16 protein-coding genes are annotated in these 20239 nt (G+C 33.1%); 5 read left to right on the forward strand and 11 right to left on the reverse strand.

Going from position 1 to position 20239, the window contains the following annotated elements; translation table 11 throughout:
- Positions 1-23: 23 nt before the first annotated feature.
- Positions 24-497: a DNA starvation/stationary phase protection protein gene (locus WN975_RS00915; protein WP_337964787.1), complete on the reverse strand. Its 474-nt coding sequence runs from the start codon at positions 495-497 to the stop codon at positions 24-26.
- A 162-nt stretch (positions 498-659) separates the two neighbouring features.
- On the opposite strand from WN975_RS00915, the gene WN975_RS00920 reads away from it, so the two are divergent.
- From WN975_RS00920 to WN975_RS00930, 3 genes are all read left to right on the forward strand, one after another.
- A complete protein-coding gene (locus WN975_RS00920) occupies positions 660-2843 on the forward strand; it encodes a DUF5723 family protein (protein ID WP_337964788.1) in 2184 nt (727 codons plus the stop codon).
- Positions 2844-2955: 112 nt separating this feature from the next.
- A complete protein-coding gene (gene pyrF, locus WN975_RS00925) occupies positions 2956-3783 on the forward strand; it encodes an orotidine-5'-phosphate decarboxylase (protein WP_337964789.1) in 828 nt (275 codons plus the stop codon).
- Between the two features lie 226 nt (positions 3784-4009).
- Positions 4010-4810: a helical backbone metal receptor gene (locus WN975_RS00930; RefSeq protein ID WP_337964790.1), complete on the forward strand. Its 801-nt coding sequence runs from the start codon at positions 4010-4012 to the stop codon at positions 4808-4810.
- A 229-nt stretch (positions 4811-5039) separates the two neighbouring features.
- Here WN975_RS00930 and WN975_RS00935 read toward each other — a convergent pair whose 3' ends face one another.
- Together WN975_RS00935 and WN975_RS00940 are read right to left on the reverse strand one after the other, a co-directional pair.
- A complete protein-coding gene (locus tag WN975_RS00935) occupies positions 5040-5960 on the reverse strand; it encodes a helix-turn-helix transcriptional regulator (RefSeq protein ID WP_337964791.1) in 921 nt (306 codons plus the stop codon).
- Positions 5961-6028: 68 nt separating this feature from the next.
- The gene (locus WN975_RS00940) at positions 6029-7039 is read right to left on the reverse strand and encodes an aldo/keto reductase (protein ID WP_337964792.1); all 1011 of its coding nucleotides are present in this window, start codon (positions 7037-7039) and stop codon (positions 6029-6031) included.
- Between the two features lie 940 nt (positions 7040-7979).
- Here WN975_RS00940 and WN975_RS00945 point away from each other — a divergent pair.
- Entirely contained in the window at positions 7980-9473 is a 1494-nt protein-coding gene (locus WN975_RS00945; protein WP_337964793.1) for a catalase, read from the forward strand.
- Positions 9474-9867: 394 nt separating this feature from the next.
- Here the strand turns inward: WN975_RS00945 and purU are convergent, their stop codons facing one another.
- From purU to WN975_RS00985, 8 genes are all read right to left on the reverse strand, one after another.
- Entirely contained in the window at positions 9868-10722 is an 855-nt protein-coding gene (gene purU / locus WN975_RS00950; RefSeq protein ID WP_337964794.1) for a formyltetrahydrofolate deformylase, read from the reverse strand.
- A gap of 102 nt (positions 10723-10824) precedes the next feature.
- The gene (locus WN975_RS00955; RefSeq protein ID WP_099711422.1) at positions 10825-11544 is read right to left on the reverse strand and encodes a DUF4197 domain-containing protein; all 720 of its coding nucleotides are present in this window, start codon (positions 11542-11544) and stop codon (positions 10825-10827) included.
- 165 nt (positions 11545-11709) lie between these two features.
- Positions 11710-11916, reverse strand: coding sequence for a hypothetical protein (locus WN975_RS00960; RefSeq protein ID WP_337964795.1), 207 nt, complete (start codon positions 11914-11916; stop codon positions 11710-11712).
- 81 nt (positions 11917-11997) lie between these two features.
- Positions 11998-12558, reverse strand: coding sequence for a hypothetical protein (locus tag WN975_RS00965; protein ID WP_337964796.1), 561 nt, complete (start codon positions 12556-12558; stop codon positions 11998-12000).
- An 11-nt stretch (positions 12559-12569) separates the two neighbouring features.
- A complete protein-coding gene (locus tag WN975_RS00970; protein WP_337964797.1) occupies positions 12570-12992 on the reverse strand; it encodes a cytochrome c oxidase assembly factor Coa1 family protein in 423 nt (140 codons plus the stop codon).
- A 133-nt stretch (positions 12993-13125) separates the two neighbouring features.
- Entirely contained in the window at positions 13126-13998 is an 873-nt protein-coding gene (locus tag WN975_RS00975) for a hypothetical protein (protein WP_337964798.1), read from the reverse strand.
- A gap of 346 nt (positions 13999-14344) precedes the next feature.
- Positions 14345-14686 (reverse strand): hypothetical protein, encoded by a 342-nt coding sequence (locus WN975_RS00980; protein ID WP_337964799.1) that lies wholly within the window; start codon positions 14684-14686, stop codon positions 14345-14347.
- Positions 14687-14883: 197 nt separating this feature from the next.
- A complete protein-coding gene (locus WN975_RS00985) occupies positions 14884-16455 on the reverse strand; it encodes a L,D-transpeptidase family protein (protein ID WP_337964800.1) in 1572 nt (523 codons plus the stop codon).
- A 306-nt stretch (positions 16456-16761) separates the two neighbouring features.
- On the opposite strand from WN975_RS00985, the gene WN975_RS00990 reads away from it, so the two are divergent.
- On the forward strand, positions 16762-20202 hold the full coding sequence (locus WN975_RS00990; protein ID WP_337964801.1) for a methylmalonyl-CoA mutase family protein: 3441 nt from the start codon (positions 16762-16764) through the stop codon (positions 20200-20202).
- The last annotated feature ends 37 nt before the right edge of the window (positions 20203-20239 follow it).

The raw sequence follows: 20239 nt of genomic DNA on the forward strand, positions 1-20239 counted from the left end.
CATAATTCACATTTCACTATTATTTATACCTGATAACGACGCAGAACCCAGGCCATTTTTTCATGTTCCTGAAGCAATCCGGTTATAAAATCGGCTGAACCAATATCATTATTTTCAGTTTCAAAAACAGGAATATAGTTTCTAAACTCGGTTACCAATTGTTCGTGATTTTCTAAAAGTTCCTCAAGCATATGTTTTTGCGAAGCATATTCTTTTGGAGATTCTTTTAAAGTCGAATTTTCTATAAACTCCTTCATCGTTCCAATCGTTTTTTCGCCAAGCTGACTAATGCGTTCTGCAACTTCATCGATATTCGCTTCTAAAACTCGGTATTGATCTTCAAATAATTTATGCAATTCCATAAAACTGTTTCCGGAAATATTCCAGTGAAATTTTCTGGTTTTTACATATAAAGTCATTTCGTTCGATAAAATCGTGGCTAATATTGAAGTACTCTTTTTTAAGTTTTTTGGCGTTATTCCGATATGCAGACTCATAATTTCCTGATTTAAGGTTCGTTATCAAAAATAAATAACCAGTCCTTTCTTTTTCTTACATAATTTGTTAAAGATGTTACATGAATTCAATGTTTTGGTAACATCATTATAGATCAATTATTGTAGTTTTGCCGCCAAACCAACCTAAAAATCCAAATTTTAATGAAAAAACTATTACTTAGTTTACTACTTATTGCAATTAATTTTTCGGCCAAAGCACAATCTTATATTGGCTATTTTCATGACAATTACGCCGGTGTGCAAAGCGTACTTTTTAATCCGGCTTCGATAGCTGATTCTCGTTTTAAGACAGATATAAATATATTCTCAATTAGTGGTTCTGTACAAAATGATTTGTATGGCGTTAAACTTTTTGATACCTACAAAAAAGGATATGATTTTGAAAAAGAATCTGTTATAAGTCCAAAAAACAACAATAACGGACTTGCTAATTTTGATATCATGGGACCGTCTTTTATGTTTAATATCGCACCAAAACATACTTTGGCAGTTTTTACAAGAGCAAGATCTGTGAGTAATGTAAGAAAGCTAAATGGATATCTTGTAGATGAGGTTAAAGATGGTTTGGATAAAGCTTCAGACTTTAATTTTAATGCAGGAAGTCCAAATGGAGCTTCAAATTCATGGGGAGAATTAGGGATTTCTTACGCAGCTGTTTTATACCAAAATAACCAACACTTTTTAAAAGGTGGTTTGACAGCAAAATATCTACAAGGTGGCGCAAATGGATATATCCAAGGGAAAAATGTCAATGTAGCTTTTGTTCAGAATAATGCAAATCCAAAAGATGGAGCCTTGGTTTCTAATGGAGAAGTTACTATTGGCGGAAGCCAGGATTGGGAAGCAAATGAAGATTATGATTTTGATATCAATTCAAGCGGTTTCGGATTTGATTTAGGACTTGTGTATGAATGGAGACCAGATTATGAAGATTATGATTTAAGCAGAGCAACAAAAATAGACAACAACTTTCGTGATTTAAATAAATATAAATTGCGTTTTGGATTATCTGTAACAGATATCGGTTCAATCAATTATAAAAATTCTAAAGTAGATACTTATAATGTAACGGGAGTTGTAACGCAGCAAATGATTGATGATGCATCTAATATATACGATTTCTTAAACGATCATTATACAAAAATTTCGAGTTCAAAAGGAGTAAAGACAAATTTGCCAACCGCAATTCACGCTGATGCAGATTGGAATATGTACAGAAAATTCTATTTGAATCTTAACGGAGATATTAATATGGTGAGTAAAACGAAGCTAAATGCAACTAGTATTGCTGATCGCGTGAGTTTGACGCCGCGTTACGAAAGCAGATGGTTTAGTTTTTATGTGCCAATGACCTGGATGGAATATAGCGGAATGCAAGTTGGTTCCGGAATTCGATTGGGTGTTTTCTTTGTAGGTTCAGGTTCTGTTCTTAGTAATTTAGTTTCGAAAGAATCAAAAGGAGCAGATTTCCACCTTGGAATGAAAATTCCGGTTTATGAGAAACAATTCAAAGATACCGATGGAGACGGAGTTATTGACAAAGAAGATGCTTGTAGAAAAGTAGCAGGTCCGGCAAAAAACAACGGTTGTCCTTGGCCAGATTCTGATGGAGATAAGGTTTTTGATAAAGACGATGCTTGTCCGGATGTTAAAGGTCCTGTAGAAAATAAAGGTTGCCCTTGGAAAGATACTGATGGAGATACTTTATTAGACAACGTAGATGCTTGTCCTGCAATCGCTGGTCCGGTAGAAAACAAAGGTTGTCCTTGGCCAGATACTGACAATGATGGCATTTTGGATAAAGACGATGCTTGCCCAACGGTTGCCGGTTTAGTCGAAAATAAAGGATGTCCGGTTCTGGATGCAGACAAAGATGGCGTGCCTGATAATGTTGATGATTGTCCATTAATTGCGGGTCCTGCAGATAATAAAGGATGTCCAAAAGTGACAAAAGCAACTTTGGATAAATTAAAAGTAGAAGCTAAATCAATCTTTTTCGTAACTGGAAAAGCAACTTTAAGCGATGCTAAAAAAGGAGAAACTTCAGGAAGATTAGATGCAATTAAAGAAATCCTGAAAAATTATCCAAATGCTAAATTTGCTATCAACGGACATACAGATAATGTAGGAAATCCAAAAGCAAATCAGAAATTATCTGAGGAAAGAGCAAAAGTAGTAATGGATGCTTTGATTGCAAAAGGAGTAAATCCGGAGAATTTAAGTTCACAAGGATTTGGAGCTTCAAAACCAGTTGCATCAAATAAAACTGCTTCTGGAAAAGCACAAAACAGAAGAACTGAAATTGTTTATTTAGGTAATTTATAAGCTAAATTGAATATAAAACCAAAAAGCCATTCTTAATTGAATGGCTTTTTTTATTTTTGCATACCTTCTAAAAAGAATTATCTGATGTATTAGAAGCGTTAAAAAATCAAGAATGACAACACAACAACTACACGAACAAATCCTTTTAAAGAAATCATTTTTATGCGTTGGATTGGATCCCGATCTAACTAAAATTCCACCTCATTTATTAGAAACTGAAGATCCTATTTTCGAATTTAATAAAGCTATAATCGATGCAACACACGATTTGGCAGTTGGATATAAACCAAATACCGCTTTTTTTGAAGCATATGGAATAAAAGGATGGATTTCGCTTCAAAAGACAATCAATTACATCAATGAGAACTTTCCTGAAATGTTTACAATTGCAGATGCAAAACGTGGCGATATTGGGAATACTTCAAGCATGTATGCAAAAGCCTTTTTTGAAGATCTAAACTTTGATAGTGTTACCGTTGCACCTTATATGGGGAAAGATTCGGTTGAGCCTTTTTTGGCTTTCGAAAACAAACATACAATCATGTTGGCATTGACTTCTAATGAAGGTGCTTTTGATTTTCAGACTTTAAATACAAACGGAAAAGAATTATACAAACAAGTTTTAGAAACTTCTAAAACATGGAAAAATAGCCATAATCTAATGTATGTTGTTGGCGCTACAAAAGCCGAATATTTTGCAGACATTAGAAAAATTGTTCCGGATAGTTTCTTATTAGTTCCCGGAATTGGCGCTCAAGGCGGAAGTTTATCTGAAGTATGCAAATACGGAATGAACGATAAAGTTGGATTATTGGTAAACTCTGCAAGAGCGATTATCTACGCCTCAAATGGAACTGATTTTGTCGAAAAAGCAAGAGAAGAAGCCTTGAAAGTGCAACAAGAAATGGAAGAAATTCTTAGTTTAAAGTTTCAGGTTTAAAGTTTCAGGTTTACTTTGCTTTGAACATAATTTTACCGCAAAGATTCGCAAAGTTTTTTCGCAAAGTTCACAAAGCTAAATCAACACAAAGCTTTGTAAACTTTTTTCGATAGAAAATAACTTCCCACAAAGAGCATAAATCTTTGCGAAACTTTGCGAAAAAACTTTGCCACTTTGCGGTAAAATCAACACAATCCTACAACTTGAAACCTGAAACAAAATAAACATGAAACAATTAAAAGATCAGCTTGGTACTTTACATTCTTTTGAGAACGCTCCAAAGCGTATTATCTCTCTTGTACCTTCGCAAACGGAATTGTTGTATGACTTAGGTTTAGAAGAAAAAATCATCGGAATCACGAAGTTTTGCGTACATCCGTATCATTTCAAATCAACGAAGAAAGTTGTTGGCGGAACGAAGAAAATTCATTTCGAAAAAATAAAATTACTACAGCCTGATATTATCATTTGTAATAAAGAAGAAAACACAGCGGAAATTGTGGAGCAATTAAGTTCTATTTGTCCGGTTTGGGTAACGAATATTATTACGATTGAAGATAATTTTCAGATGATATCAGATTTCGGACAACTCTTTAATTGCCGAACTGAATCTCAAAAGTGGAATGACAAATTGAATTTCGCTTTAAGCGATTTCAAAAAATATGTTCAGGATATTTCAGTTAAAAAAGCCGCTTATTTTATTTGGAAAAATCCTTTTATGGTTGCGGGCGATGATACTTATATTAATGAATTACTGAAATTGAATCATTTTCAGAATATTTATGCTGATAAAGGAAGATATCCGGAAGTTGAACTCAAAAAAATGCGATTAGAAGGCGATCCGGATTTGGTTTTTCTTTCCTCAGAACCTTATCCTTTTAAGGAAGAAGACGCTTTTGAAATTGGACGTTTTACACATCACGCCAAAACTATCTTTGTAGACGGCGAAATGTTCTCTTGGCACGGAAGCCGATTACTAAAGGCTTTTCCATACTTTAAAATACTACACGAAAGATTGAAGAATTAAATTCCAATTTTTTCTTGACATTGAGCGTAATTTTAACGCAAAGCGCGCAAAGTTTTTTTTCCTAATTAAGCTTCTATAAAAAGGTAAAGTTCGCAAAGCTTTGTGTTTATATAGCTTTGCTGAACTTTGATTATTTATTTTATAAATTGAAAACTTAGCGAACCTTTGCGAATCCCGATAGCTATCGGGATTGCACGCTTTGCGGTTAAATCACGCTTTTAACTTAAAATTAATTAAAAGAACTCCTGAATTCTAAAGGCGAGACATTGGTTTTGCTTTTGAATAGTTTATTAAAAGATTGCGGATATTCGAAACCTAATTTGTAAGCCGTTTCACTGACACTTAGTGAAGTCGTGGTAAGAAGTTCTTTGGCTTTTTCAATAATTTTATTATGAATATGATGCTGCGTGCTTTGCCCCGTAAGTGATCGTAACATATCGCTAAGATAATTTGGCGTAACATTTAATTGTTCTGAAATATAAGCGACAGTTGGTAATCCTAATTTCTGAACTTTATCACTTTCAAAATATTCAGCCAAAAGAGTTTCCAATTTTGCTAAAAGCGTATTATTTGCATTTTTTCGGGTAATAAATTGTCGGTTGTAAAAGCGATTACAATAATTAAGAAGCAGTTCAATATGCGAAATCATTACGTCCTGACTGAATGCATCTATAGAAGAAAGATATTCTTGTTCGATATTCTGCATAATTCCTGTAATCATAGTTTGTTCTTTTTCAGAAAGATGCAATGCTTCGTTAACAGCGTAAGAGAAATAACCGTACTCTTTAATTTTTTTTGCCAAAGGATAACTCTGAATGAAATCGGGATGAATTGCTAACATTGAGCCAGATACAGTAGTATCCATTGGAACTTCTGTCGAAATAATTTGGCCTGGACCCATAAATGTCATGACACCTTCATCAAAATCATAATAGTTTTGACCGTATCGCATTTTTCCCTTAAACCCTTTTTTTATCGAAATAGTATAGAAATTATAAACAACACTCTTTAGATTATCATCAAAATGACAATGTATATCCTTCAAATTGACAAAACTTACCAAAGGATGATCTGGTTTTGCAATTTGTAATAAACGATGTAATTCTGAAAGAGAACTTATAGTATATGGAGTATGATCTTCTTTCTTCATGGTTTGAGATTTAATACAGGAAAAGCTCCTGTAAAGATAGCTTTTCCTGTAGATTTTTTTCTGACTTCTTATAGATTAACAGATTTCATTCCAGATTCATCATAACGATTTCCGGTAATTGTTCCTACTGGAATAATACTTTCCAATCTGTCCAATTCTTTAGCGGTCAAAGTAAGTTGTGCAGCTTCAATATTTTGTTCAACATATTTTACTCGTTTTGTACCTGGAATAGCTAAAAATCCTTTAGAAGCAATCCACGCCAAAGCCAATTGTGATGCAGTAATTTGTCTTTCGTCAGCAATAACTTTTATTTCGTTTAAGAGTTCAATGTTTTTATAAAATTGTTCTCCTTGAAAACGAGGAATTGATCTTCTAAAATCATTTTCGGCTAAGTCTTGCGGGTGCTGTATTTCTCCTGAAATGAAACCTCTTCCCAAAGGAGAATAAGCAACTATACCAATTTGCAGTTCTTCTAAAGTTTTTATAATTCCATCTTCTTCAATGCTTCTTTCAAACAGAGAATATTCACTTTGAACAGCTGTTAACGGATGAATGTTATGTGCTTTTTTTATTGTTTCAGAAGAAACTTCAGAAAGACCAATGTAACCAACTTTTCCTTCTTTTACCAAATCAGACATTGCCTGAACGGTTTCTTCTATTGGAGTATTAGGATCAACGCGGTGTAAATAGTATAAATCGATATAATCAGTTCCAAGATTTTTAAGAGAACGTTCTACAGCCTTTTTTACATATTCTTTTTTACCATTAAATTGCCACGTAAGTTCTTCATTGTCATTAATCTCAAAGCCAAATTTTGTAGCAATTTTGTAAGCATTACGGTTTCCTTTTATAGCTTTAGAAATTAATCTTTCATTTGCCAACGGACCATATAAATCTGCTGTGTCTAAAAAATTACCTCCTAATTCAAGTGAGCGGTGGATTGTTTTTATAGACTCGGTTTCATCTGCTTTGCCATAAATATCGTTTCCTGCAATTTGGCTCATTCCCATACAGCCTAAACCGATGTTAGGAACAATTAATCCCTGAGTTCCCAAATTCATTTTTTTTATTGCACTCATATATTTTTGTTTTAAATTAAAATTGATAATGCAAAGTTCAGGAGTTATTGTTTTTTTGAAGTAGCCAAATCTCTAGTTATTGTATCCAAATTGATGGTTCTTTTTAGATTTCAAATTGTTGGGATGTGTATTTTACCGCTAAGTTCGCTAAGTTTTTTCGCTAAGTTTCGCAAAGCTTTTTAAATTGATGTCTAATAAGTAGTCAAAGTTCACAAAGCTTTGCAAACTTTTTTCAATAGAAAATGACTTCCCACAATGAGCATAAATCTTTGCGAAACTTTGCGAAAAAACTTTGCGAACTTTGCGGTAAAATTATGTTCAAAGTCAAGAAACCTCAAACAAAGAAACCCTGAAAAAAGTGCATAAAAAAATGCCGGCATCTCGAAGAAGCCGGCATTATTTAACTAACCAAAACCAAAATAATAAATAACCAGTTTATTACATTACAAAGATCCGACATATATCGATCTTAAGGTGTTAAGGTCTTGTTATTACTTTGTTGGATATAAGTTAATGTTGAAGTATTAAAAAATGTGTTTTATTTAAGCTAGACATATAAATAAACTTTGTGCGTTTTGCGATAAATTATGCTTTAGGTAAAGCAACTTGAAACTTGAAACCAGAAACAAAGAAAACCTTAAAAAAGGGCATAAAAAAAATGCCGGCATCTCGAAGAAGCCGGCATCATTTAACTAACCAAAACCAAAATAATAAATAACCAGTTTATTACCCTACAAAGATCCGACATATATGAATGTTTAGCTGTTAAGGTTTTGTTATTACTTTGTTGGACATAAGTTAAGATTATAGAAAAGGCTTTTCTGAGCTTTCTGTAACGTTAAATAACTTTTGATTATTAAAATATAATAACAATCAATTTTGTTTATCAATATCGTAAAGATAAGTTTGTATATTTGATAAAACATTAAATATCAGCAATATGGAATCAAACAAAAAATTAACAACTGCAACAGGAACTCCCGTTCCAGACAATCAAAACATTCAAACAGCTGGCCCTCGCGGACCTGTTTTATTACAAGATTTTTGGTTTTTAGAAAAAATGGCGCATTTTGATCGTGAGGTTATTCCGGAACGACGAATGCACGCAAAGGGATCTGGAGCTTACGGAACTTTTACAGTAACTCACGATATTACAAAATATACAAGAGCCGATATATTTTCTGAGATTGGCAAAAAAACGGAAATGTTTGCACGTTTTTCAACTGTTGCGGGTGAAAGAGGTGCTGCTGATGCTGAGAGAGATATACGTGGTTTTGCTTTGAAATTTTATACTAATGAAGGAAATTGGGATTTGGTAGGAAATAATACGCCTGTTTTCTTCTTTCGTGATCCAATGAAATTCCCTGATTTAAATCATGCTGTAAAACGTGATCCAAAAACCAATTTGAGAAGTGCTGATAACAATTGGGATTTTTGGACTTTATTACCAGAAGCTTTACACCAAATTACAATCGTAATGAGTGATCGCGGAATCCCAAGATCATACAGACAAATGCACGGATTTGGTAGCCATACTTTTAGTTTCATAAGTCATCAAAACGAAAGACATTATGTGAAATTTCATTTTGTAACGCAACAAGGAATTGATAATCTCTCTGATGAAGAAGCAGCTAAATTAGTAGGAGGAGACAGAGAAAGTCACCAACGTGATTTATTTGATGCTATTGAAGAAGGAAACTTCCCAAAATGGAAAATGTTTATTCAGGTTATGACAGAAGAACAAGCAGAGAATTATCGTTTCCATCCTTTTGATTTAACTAAAGTTTGGTTAAAAGGAGATTATCCATTGATTCCTGTTGGAGAATTTGAATTAAATAAAAATCCTGAAAATTATTTTGCCGAAGTAGAACAAGCAGCTTTTAATCCGGCGCATGTACCTCCAGGAATCAGTTTTTCACCGGATAAAATGCTTCAGGCACGTTTGTTCTCTTACGGAGATGCACACAGATATCGTTTGGGAGTGAACAATTACCAAATTCCGGTAAACTCTTCAAGATGTCCTTACAATACTTTTCATAGAGACGGAGCAATGCGTGTAGATGGAAATAACGGTTCAAAGAAACATTATGAACCAAACAGTTTTGGAGAATTACAGGAACAACCTGAATTTAAAGAACCACCATTGAAACTTCATGGAGATGCGTGGGCTCATAATTTCAGAGATGATGATAATGATTATTTTACACAGCCAGGTTTACTTTTCCGTTTATTAACAGATGAGAAAAAACAATTGTTATTCAAAAATACTGCAGGACAAGTAGGAGGAGCACAAAAGTTCATTCAGATTCGTCATATCCGCAACTGTTACAAAGCTGATCCTGCATATGGAGAAGGTGTAGCAAATGCGCTAGGTCTGACAATGGATGAAGTAAATAACTTTTCTGATCCAAGATTATTAATCGAAGTTCGATAATTTTTATAAGGTTCAAAGGGACAGAGTAGCAAAGGCTCAGAGTTTGCCTTTGATTTTAAATAATAAACCCGACAGATTTTAAAATCTGTCGGGTTTTGTTATTTTATATAAATACAAATATTTCTTTATGTAAACTAAAGTCCGGCCCTACAATATAAATTGAGCTAAAGCTTTTTTAAAGTTCCGAAGGAACGAATCATATTGTAGGGCCGGATTTCAATCCGGTTTAATTGCAGAAAACCAGCGAAAATCCGTTTAAATCTGCATAATCCGTGGCCAAAAATTATAGACAAAGCTTTGTGATCTTAATAAAATTATCAAACACTAAATATAAAAACTTAGCAAACTTTGCGTAAACCTTTGCATTCTTTGCGGTAAAAAAAACAGCTAAAACCTAAGAAAAAACAACCGTCTTATTACTGTAAACCATAGTCTTACGTTCGGCATGCAATTTAATAGCGCGAGCGAGAACAATACGTTCTAAATCTCGTCCTTTCATGATAAAATCATCAATTGAATGTATGTGAGAAACGCGAGTAATATCTTGTTCAATAATTGGACCTTCGTCTAATTCTGCTGTAACATAATGACTTGTGGCACCAATAATTTTTACACCACGTTTAAATGCCGAATGATAAGGTTTTGCACCCGGAAAAGCAGGCAAAAAGGAATGGTGAATATTGATAATCTTATTTTCGTAAAGCGAAATCAAATTTGGAGTAATGATTTGCATATAACGGGCTAAAACAATAAAATTGATTTGGTATTTTTTTAATAATTCAATTTGTTTGATTTCGCCTTCTTCTTTATTGTCTTTTGTAAAAGGCACACAGTGAAACGGAATATCAAAACGTTCGGCAATAGATCTTAAATCATTATGATTACTGATAATTACCGGAATTTCTACATTTAATTCTCCTGCGCTGTAACGTCCTAAAATATCAAAAAGGCAATGATCGTATTTCGATACAAACAACGCCATTTTTGGTTTTTGTTCCTGATTGTATAAATCCCAGGACATATCAAATTCCGTTGCGATCGTTTGGTTAAAATCGGCTTTTAGATTTTCGATCGTTATGTTGTGATTGGTTAATTCACATTCCAATCGCATAAAAAACACATTTTGTTCTACATCAACATGTTGGTCGATGTAGGTAATGTTTCCTTCTACCTTTGCAATAAAAGTAGTTACTGAGGCAATAATTCCTTTTTTGTCTTTGCAGTGAATCAGAATGGTAATTTTTTGCATATTGGTGTTTTTTTTGATTAGTTACAAAGTTCCAAAGGTTCAAAGTTCCAAAGGTTGCTTTGTACCTTTGTTACTCTGAGCCTTTGAACCTTAGAAATAAAATTATTTTCCGTCCTGCATTGCGAATACGCTTTTAAGCAAAGGCGTTGTTCTTGCGCTAATATTAGTACGGATATCTTTTTCTTCAACAGCAATCATTTTAAAAACTCCTGCCAAAGCTTGGTTAGTAGTATAATCTGTCAAATCAGGATTTACTTTTTTAACTAACGGAATTGTATTGTATTTGTTTATAATGTTTGTCCAAACTACATCAGCACCAACTTTTGCGAAAGAACTTTTAATTACCGGATTAAATTTTCCGTATAAAGCGGTAGTCGTACTATTTTGCAAATAACTGGTTGCAGCGCTGTCATTTCCTAAAAGGATATTTTTTGCATCTGTAAACGACATATTTTTAACAGCCGAAACAAATATTGGAGTTGCTTCTTTTACAGCATCTTCGGCAGCGCGATTTAAGACTTTAATACCTTCATCAGCAAGAGATGATAATCCTATTTTACGTAAAGTAGCGTCTACTTTTTGTAATTCAGCTGGCATTAAAATTTTTACAGCTTCATTTTTATAGAAACCATCAACTGCGGTCAATTTACTCACTTGTTGCGTAATTCCCTTATTTAAGGCTTCTTTTAATCCAGATGCAATGTCTACGCCGCCAATTCCTGGAAGTTGTGATGACAATTGTGGTAACTGATTTAGGGTTTGTTGTACCTGAGCACAAGAGCTAAGAGAAAATACAAGGGCTAAAATTAAAATCTTTTTCATTAAGTAGGTTTTTATATAAGTTTCAAAAATACTACTTATTCAAAAACAAAGCCACAATTTTATGTTAGGAGAATAAACAATTTGTTTTATACTTAACAATAGCTTTTTTTAGGTACTGAGATTCTGAGGTTCTGAGTTGCTAAGGTGTTTTTTGTTTTTAATTTCTCATATTCGAACTTCATTTTTAATGAGAAAGAAAACTAAAATTCCAACAAAAAATAGTTCGAGAATATAGCCCGTCCAAAGATTTCGTTTATCGAATTCAGTATTATATTGATCGACTAATTTTCCTTTAAATCCTTTCAAAATCCAGAAGAAAAATCCACCAATCCAAATTGAAGTTAATTGCTCAGCGAAAGGCTCTTTTGCCATATTTTTTAAACTAATTATATTATTAAAATATTACGCTAAAACCTTAGCAACTTAGAATCTCAGAACCTAGGAATCTTCCTCTCACGGCCAATACATTCTCACATTATAATTCCAATACGTTTTACTCGAAATATAGGTAGATTGCATTGCTTTAATTGGCACATTATTTTGATCGTATAATTGTATGCGAATGATTTTTTCTGTTGTGTCGTCTTTTAAATCAATATTTCCTTCGGCGGCGTCTATTAATTTCTTTTTCTTTAAATACAATTCAGGATTTTCGATAATGAAAACAATTGCAGCTTCATTATTTGATTCGTGTTCAGCTGCGAGATTTCCGTTAGCATCAAAAGTTTCGATTCTTTGCAGATAGTCATTATTATAATAAAAAAGCTGAAAAGTAATTCCGCCATGCAATACTTCTGGTTTCTGATTTTTTAAGCGAAATCGCAGTATTTGTTTTTTAGCATTTGTAAATTCGATAGAACCGTTTCCTTCTGCATTTATATGACTGTACAAAACCTTGGCAGGTTTTGAGAATTGCTTTATTTTATTGGTGTAAATGTCATATTTGGCATTGGATTGCGCCATTCCGTAAACGCCTTGAAGAAGGCATAAGCATAGCAAAAAAAATGATTTCATTTAGTATTGTTTTACTGCTTCAATAAATCAATTTCTTCTTTTGTAGACTCAACATAAACGGACTTTACGCTGTATTTCCAAGTTCCTCTTTTTTCGGCTACAATAAATATAGTTCCATTTCCTTTAGAACCTTTTATCGGGATTTGTAAATCGCAATTTCCGGTATCATTACTTAAACTAATATTTCCGGATGTCATTCCGTTTGCTTCAATATGATCTCCTAGTTTTTCAATTACTACTTTGTTATGTTGTACTTCGGTCAGGGTTTGTTTATAAACATCCGAATCTTTCATCATCGAAGTAACTCCAAAGAAAATTCCGGCGATAAACAAGCCAAAAAGTAGAATAAGACTTAAACATCCTGTTGGTACAAACCATTTCCAGTTTCTGTCCCACCAACTTTTTCTAACAATTAATTCATTTGAATCTTCCATAATTTCAGTTATAGCTTTTTAGTATATACTTTGTAATTGAAATTTAAATGTACATAATTTTTAGAAAGATAAGAGTTTTATAAATGCAAAATCATCTTAGTTTCCTAAGATGATTTTATATAAAAAAATTAAGCTACTTATTATCAAAAGCTATTTCTTGCAAAGCTTCTGGGTTGCTAATAGCGTGATTAACTTCTTGTTTTCGAGTAGAATCATAATATCTGGTTCCTGAAATTAGCAAAAGTTTTTTAGGAATAATTGGTTTTTTGTCAAAGATAGTAGCGTATAGTAAATTAGCCTGCAGGAATCCGCCATCGTTTATAAGATGAAGTGTATGTTTTCCATAACGCAGATTGTCTTTATTTTCAACCAAATATCTATAGCCATTTTTTCCATCATAGGCATCTTTAACAGCATCGCCTATTTTTAATAAACCTGCATTTTTTATAAAACTCATAATCAAAATGGCATTTTTACGCAGTTTAGTATGAGATTTTATAAAATTAGAATCAGTGTATGAAAGTGGAGATATTCCCTGATAAATATAGATTGCAACGTCCGGACTATTTTTATGTATTTTTTTGACTAGCATTTTGACATTCGCCTTGTATTCTTCAATGTCAGATAAAGCTATCGAAGTTGATTCCTGAATAATTACATAATCGAAATAATTACCGTCTTTATCCTGATTAGAAAAAATTTGATTAGCCTCTGTTTTGTTTGTTTCATAAACCTTTTGAAGCGAAACCCCAACGGTTATTAATTGATCAACATTGACAGGTTGATTGTTTGCATTGCAAAATTCTTTAAACAATATTGGAGCACTTACAAAGTATTCAGTTTGGCTGTTTCCTATAAATAATATGCGAGGAGGGCCTTCGGTTTTTGGAGGTTTAGGATGTGTGATATTTTTCTCAAGTCCCGAATAATCTTCAGTTAATGCCTGTTTATTGCAGGAAGAAAATAAAATAACTGCGATACTGAAAATTAAAACCTGTTTTTTCATTTTAAAACTATAAGAAAATTTTTGCAAATATCCTTTAATCGATTTAAGCGATGGTTCTTAAAAGATTTAAAGTCTGCTGTTTTAGGACATTTTTACTTCCATAAAGAGAAAGGAAATAATATTCTTTTTTTAAGGAGTTGAAGATTCTTATAAATAAAAAAAGCGAAAATATAGTAGGATATTTTCGCTTTCGAATTAATATAAAAAGTAGGATTTGAACATATTAAAGCAATATAAATTAGGATTTATAAACCAGATTAAGTTGCTGTATTTTAGTTTATTGCTAATAAAATAATTGTTTGGGACAAAAAAGGCGTTTCGTTTTCGAATTATATAAAGTAGGATTTTATACGTATTGTAAACAATATAAATTAGGATTGTAAACAGGATTGATTTGTCTTAATTCGGCAAGTATATTGTGTGTGTAATCTGTACCTCCAATTGCTAAATAAAATAAAGATTTTGACAGATGCATTGGTCTTAAAGGAAATGTACGCCAGCTTTGTAATATGTTTTTTATAAAATGTTTTATTATGTATTTGGTTTTACTTTCTTCAGGACGAACAAAATAAATAGTAGAGCTTTTTATTTTAGTCATTAAATTTGGAAACATTACAAATCTTCCGCCTTGTTGGATTAAAAGATTGATTTCAAAAAGTGTTAATCCGTCAATATTCTCTGTTTTCATGATAATTAATTTTAATTAAAAATTAGTGGTATTATTATGGTACAAAGGTCAGTCGGTTTTGAATTTAATTTAGCCTTTAAAGGATTTAAAATTAATATGTTAAGGTTTTTTTTATCTGATGAAATAAAATAAAAAAAACTGTATAAAAAGCTAATTTTATACAGTTTTCCCGTTTATTAATTTACCAATTAAATATTTTAATTTGAAGCTATTTCTGAAGGATTAGAAATAAGGTTATTTGAATCACTATCTCTGTCGTAAACGTCTTGAAAGAAACTAACTTCTCCTGATTCGTTTACCCATGAAGTAAAATAGGTAATATAGATAGGCACTTTGTTTGGCAATTTAAAAGTTGTTTCTTCAGTACCATCCATTGCTTTGTTTATTCTGTCTTCTGTCCATTCTGGATAATCTTGTAACATTGCAATTGCAAGTTCTTTGGCTTTATTTACATTCACACAACCGTGGCTAAAAGTTCTTTTTTCAAAATCAAATAATGTTTTGGCTGGCGTATCGTGCATGTAGATATCATCTGGATTTGGGAAAATAAATTTTACTAATCCTAAAGAGTTATCTGCGCCCGGTTTTTGTCTTACCTGACCATTTACGATTTCCATGTTGTGATCTGCAAGATAATTTTTGTCAGCTGCAATTTTTGATTTCAATTCATTGTCAACAATACTTTGAGGAACAGTCCAATAAGGGCTAAAAACAACTTTATCAATGTTACCGTTAAAAATTGTTGTTTTAGTCAATTGAGAACCAACAAATACTTTTGATGTCAATTCGATTTTACCATTTTTTACATAAACCAATTCAAATGATGGCACATTTACCATTATATATTCTTTGTCTTTTGAAAGTTGAGGTAAAACAGTTTTAGCACGTTCGATGTTGATCATCAAAGTTTTGATTTTATCCGCAATTGGCGTGTTCAAATCTTTAATATGATCTTCATTAATGATGTAATTTGGTTTTAAACCATTTCTCAATTTATATTTCATCACACCATCCATCAATTCCTGATCATAAACATCGCTTTTAGAATCGTTTTTCAAATCGCCCATTACAAACAATCTGTTTCTGATTTGAGCAACTGTAATTGATTTTGCATCAGGTCTGATATCCTTATAAGGAGTTTCAGTTGTGATAGGTTTCCAGTTGTTTTCTTGTTCTATTTTTTTGTATTTTTTTAAAGCAATCTGAAGTTTATCATATTGATTAGATACTCCGGCATTATTTTTCTCTAATAAAGTAGGTTTAGTCATTAAAGAATCTAATAAAGTTTCGTATGAAATTGTTTTTTTGCCTTCGATTGCATGATTGGCATACATAATATATGCAGCACTTAATAACATATCAGAATCTGTTTTGGAAAGTTTCTCTTTTGAAGTTTCATTAAACATCTGATTGATTTCTTCTTTATATGGAAATTCAATTTTTGAAGTTTCTTTATCTGTACTGTTTAATTTTTTGTACAATACATTTCCAAATTCAGTTATTTTTCCATTTTTATACCATATAGTTCCGTAAGATCTGTTTTTGTATAAAGAGATCACATCGTTTTGGTATTTTTTTAAATCAGAATATCTTCTAAAGAAATCATTTAGAATTTCTGCGTCTACTACATCTTCATTTTTCTCAGAAGCATTCTTGTAAATGTCTGCGGAAGTTTTTTTGGTGATTACATCATTTTTGTCAAGGTTATTAAAAGATGATGTAAAGAAACTTACGACTAAAATTATGGCGAAAGGATATAATGTTTTCATTTTATTTTAAATTTTTACGTTATTGTTCGTTAGGAAGTTTTTGGTAAAAATTTGGGGCTTTTCTACACTGCTAAATTACTTTATCATGTTGCTAAACAAGTTGTTAGATTTTATTTAAATGTTGCGAAATTGCCATGTTGTTAACATTTCTATAAGACTTATATAAGGTATATACTATAACGTTTGAGATTGTTACCCTTGCAGATGAAAAAAACATTTCTTTTTTTTGTTAACATAAAGCAATAGCAGTAATCAAATATTAAAATATTTTGTAAATTGCTCCCTTAAAATTATCATATTCATAAAATGGAACAACAAAAACCATATAATCCTAAAAATAAAGTAAGAATTGTAACCGCTGCTTCACTTTTTGACGGACATGATGCTGCCATCAACATTATGCGCCGTATTATTCAGTCAACGGGAGTTGAGGTAATACATTTAGGTCACGATCGTAGTGTCGAAGAAGTGGTAAATACCGCTATTCAGGAAGATGCAAATGCAATCGCAATGACTTCATATCAAGGTGGACATAACGAATATTTTAAATATATGTATGACTTGCTGCATGAAAAAGGAGCAGGGCATATTAAGATTTTTGGTGGTGGAGGCGGAGTAATTCTGCCAAGCGAAATTTCAGAATTACATGAATATGGAATAACAAGAATTTATTCTCCGGATGATGGACGTTCTTTGGGATTACAAGGAATGATTAATGATTTGGTAGAGCGCTCAGATTATCCAATAGGAGATAAACTAAATGGAGAAATCGATCATATCGAAAATAAAATTCCAACCGCAATTGCAAGATTAATTTCGGCAGCGGAAAATTTTCCTGAGATTGCAAAACCGGTTTTCGATCAGATTCATACGAATAATGCTAATTCTAAAATTCCGGTTCTTGGAATTACAGGAACTGGTGGAGCAGGAAAATCTTCTTTGGTTGACGAATTAGTTCGTAGATTTTTAATTGATTTCCCTGAAAAAACAATCGGATTAATTTCTGTCGATCCTTCGAAAAGAAAAACCGGAGGAGCACTTTTAGGAGACAGAATCCGAATGAATGCTATTAATAATCCTCGTGTTTATATGCGTTCATTGGCAACACGTCAATCAAATTTGGCATTATCTAAATATGTTGCCGAAGCGATTCAGGTTTTAAAAGCAGCAAAATATGATTTGATTATCCTTGAAACTTCAGGAATCGGACAATCAGATACGGAGATTATGGACCATTCTGATGTATCTTTATATGTAATGACTCCGGAATTTGGTGCAGCGACTCAATTAGAGAAAATCGACATGCTTGATTTTGCTGATCTTGTAGCTTTAAATAAGTTTGATAAAAGAGGAGCACTTGACGCCATTCGTGACGTTAAAAAACAATACCAACGCAATCATAATCTTTGGGATAAAAATCCTGATGAAATGCCGGTTTTCGGAACAATTGCATCTCAGTTCAACGATCCTGGAATGAACACGCTTTATAAAGCGATTATGGATAAAATTGTGGAGAAAACAGAATCTGAATTAAAATCGACTTTCCAGATTACGAAGGAAATGAGCGAGAAAATCTTCGTGATTCCGCCACACAGAACACGTTATTTATCTGAAATTGCAGAGAATAACAGATCTTATGATGAAATCGCGCTTTCGCAGCAAAAAGTAGCTCAAAAACTATACGGAATCTTTAAAACGATTGAATCAGTTTCAGGGAAAATTCCACAGATAAATAAAGCAGGAATCGACGACAATAGTCTCATCCTGAGCGAAGTCGAAGGACTTAACGAAAACAGAATCTTTTTGAATCTTTTGCTAAATCAGTTTGATAAAGTAAAAATGGATTTAGATCCGTACAATTGGGAAATTATCCTGAATTGGGACGAAAAAGTAGCCAAATACAAAAATCCGGTTTACTCGTTTAAGGTTCGTGATAAAGAAATTAAGATTGCAACACATTCTGAAAGTTTATCGCATTTACAAATCCCAAAAATTGCTTTACCTAAATATGAAGCGTGGGGTGATATTTTACGTTGGAATTTACAGGAAAATGTTCCCGGAGAATTTCCGTTTGCTTCAGGATTATATCCGTTTAAACGTGAAGGCGAAGATCCGTCAAGAATGTTTGCCGGAGAAGGCGGACCGGAAAGAACCAACAAACGTTTTCATTATGTGAGCGCAGGATTGCCGGCAAAACGACTTTCAACTGCTTTTGATAGTGTGACTTTATACGGAAATGACCCGGATATTCGTCCTGATATTTATGGAAAAATTGGAAATGCGGGAGTTTCGATTTGTTGTTTGGATGATGCTAAAAAACTGTATTCAGGTTTTGATTTGGTGCACGCTTTAACATCTGTAAGTATGACCATAAACGGGCCAGCGCCAATGTTGTTGGGCTTTTTTATGAATGCGGCGATCGATCAGCAATGTGAATATTACATCAAAGCAAACGATCTTGAAAAAGAAGTTGAAGCTAAAATCAACAAAATATACAAAGAAAAAGGAACAGAACGACCAAGATATCAAGGCGATTTACCGGAAGGAAACAACGGTTTAGGATTAATGCTTTTGGGTGTTACCGGAGATCAGGTTTTGCCTCTGGAAATTTACAACGAAATAAAAGTTAAAACATTATCGCAAGTTCGTGGAACGGTTCAGGCCGATATTTTGAAAGAAGATCAGGCGCAAAACACTTGTATTTTCTCTACCGAATTTGCTTTAAGATTAATGGGCGACGTTCAGGAATATTTTATTACTAAGAACGTTCGTAATTTCTATTCGGTTTCGATTTCAGGATATCATATTGCAGAGGCAGGAGCGAACCCAATTACGCAATTGGCATTTACGCTTTCGAATGGTTTCACTTACGTGGAATATTACTTAAGCCGCGGAATGAACATCAACGATTTTGGACCAAACTTATCGTTCTTTTTCTCAAACGGAGTAGATCCAGAATATTCAGTTATTGGTCGTGTGGCGCGTAAAATTTGGGCAAAAGCTATGAAAAACAAATACGGAGCCAACGAAAGAGCGCAAATGCTAAAATATCATATTCAAACTTCCGGACGTTCATTGCACGCACAGGAAATTGATTTTAACGATATCAGAACTACTTTGCAAGCTTTGTATGCGATTTACGACAACTGTAATTCGCTACACACAAATGCATACGACGAAGCGATTACAACACCAACAGAAGAATCTGTTCGTAGAGCAATGGCGATTCAGTTGATTATTAATAAAGAATTAGGTCTGGCGAAAAACGAAAACCCAATTCAAGGTTCATTTATCATCGAAGAATTAACGGATTTAGTTGAAGCAGCAGTTCTACAAGAATTCGACCGAATTACAGAACGCGGCGGAGTTCTTGGCGCAATGGAAACAATGTACCAACGCTCTAAAATTCAGGAAGAAAGTTTGTATTACGAAACCTTAAAACACAACGGAGATTTCCCAATTGTGGGCGTAAATACTTTCCTGAGTTCAAAAGGTTCTCCAACGGTAATTCCGGCAGAAGTAATTCGAGCCACCGAAGAAGAAAAACAATATCAGATTACGATGCTGGATAATTTGCATCAATTTCACGAAGCAAAAGTAAACGAGCATTTAAACAAACTACAAGAAGCCGCGATTAAAAACGAAAACTTATTCGATCATTTAATGGAAGCTACAAAGGTTTGTTCGCTTGGTCAGATTACTTCGGCATTGTTTGAAGTTGGCGGGCAGTATAGAAGGAATATGTAGAATTTGCTATTTTATATTTTTGGAAAAACCTCTCAGA

Origin of the sequence: uncultured Flavobacterium sp., from assembly GCF_951805225.1 — a bacterium.
GTDB lineage: Bacteria > Bacteroidota > Bacteroidia > Flavobacteriales > Flavobacteriaceae > Flavobacterium.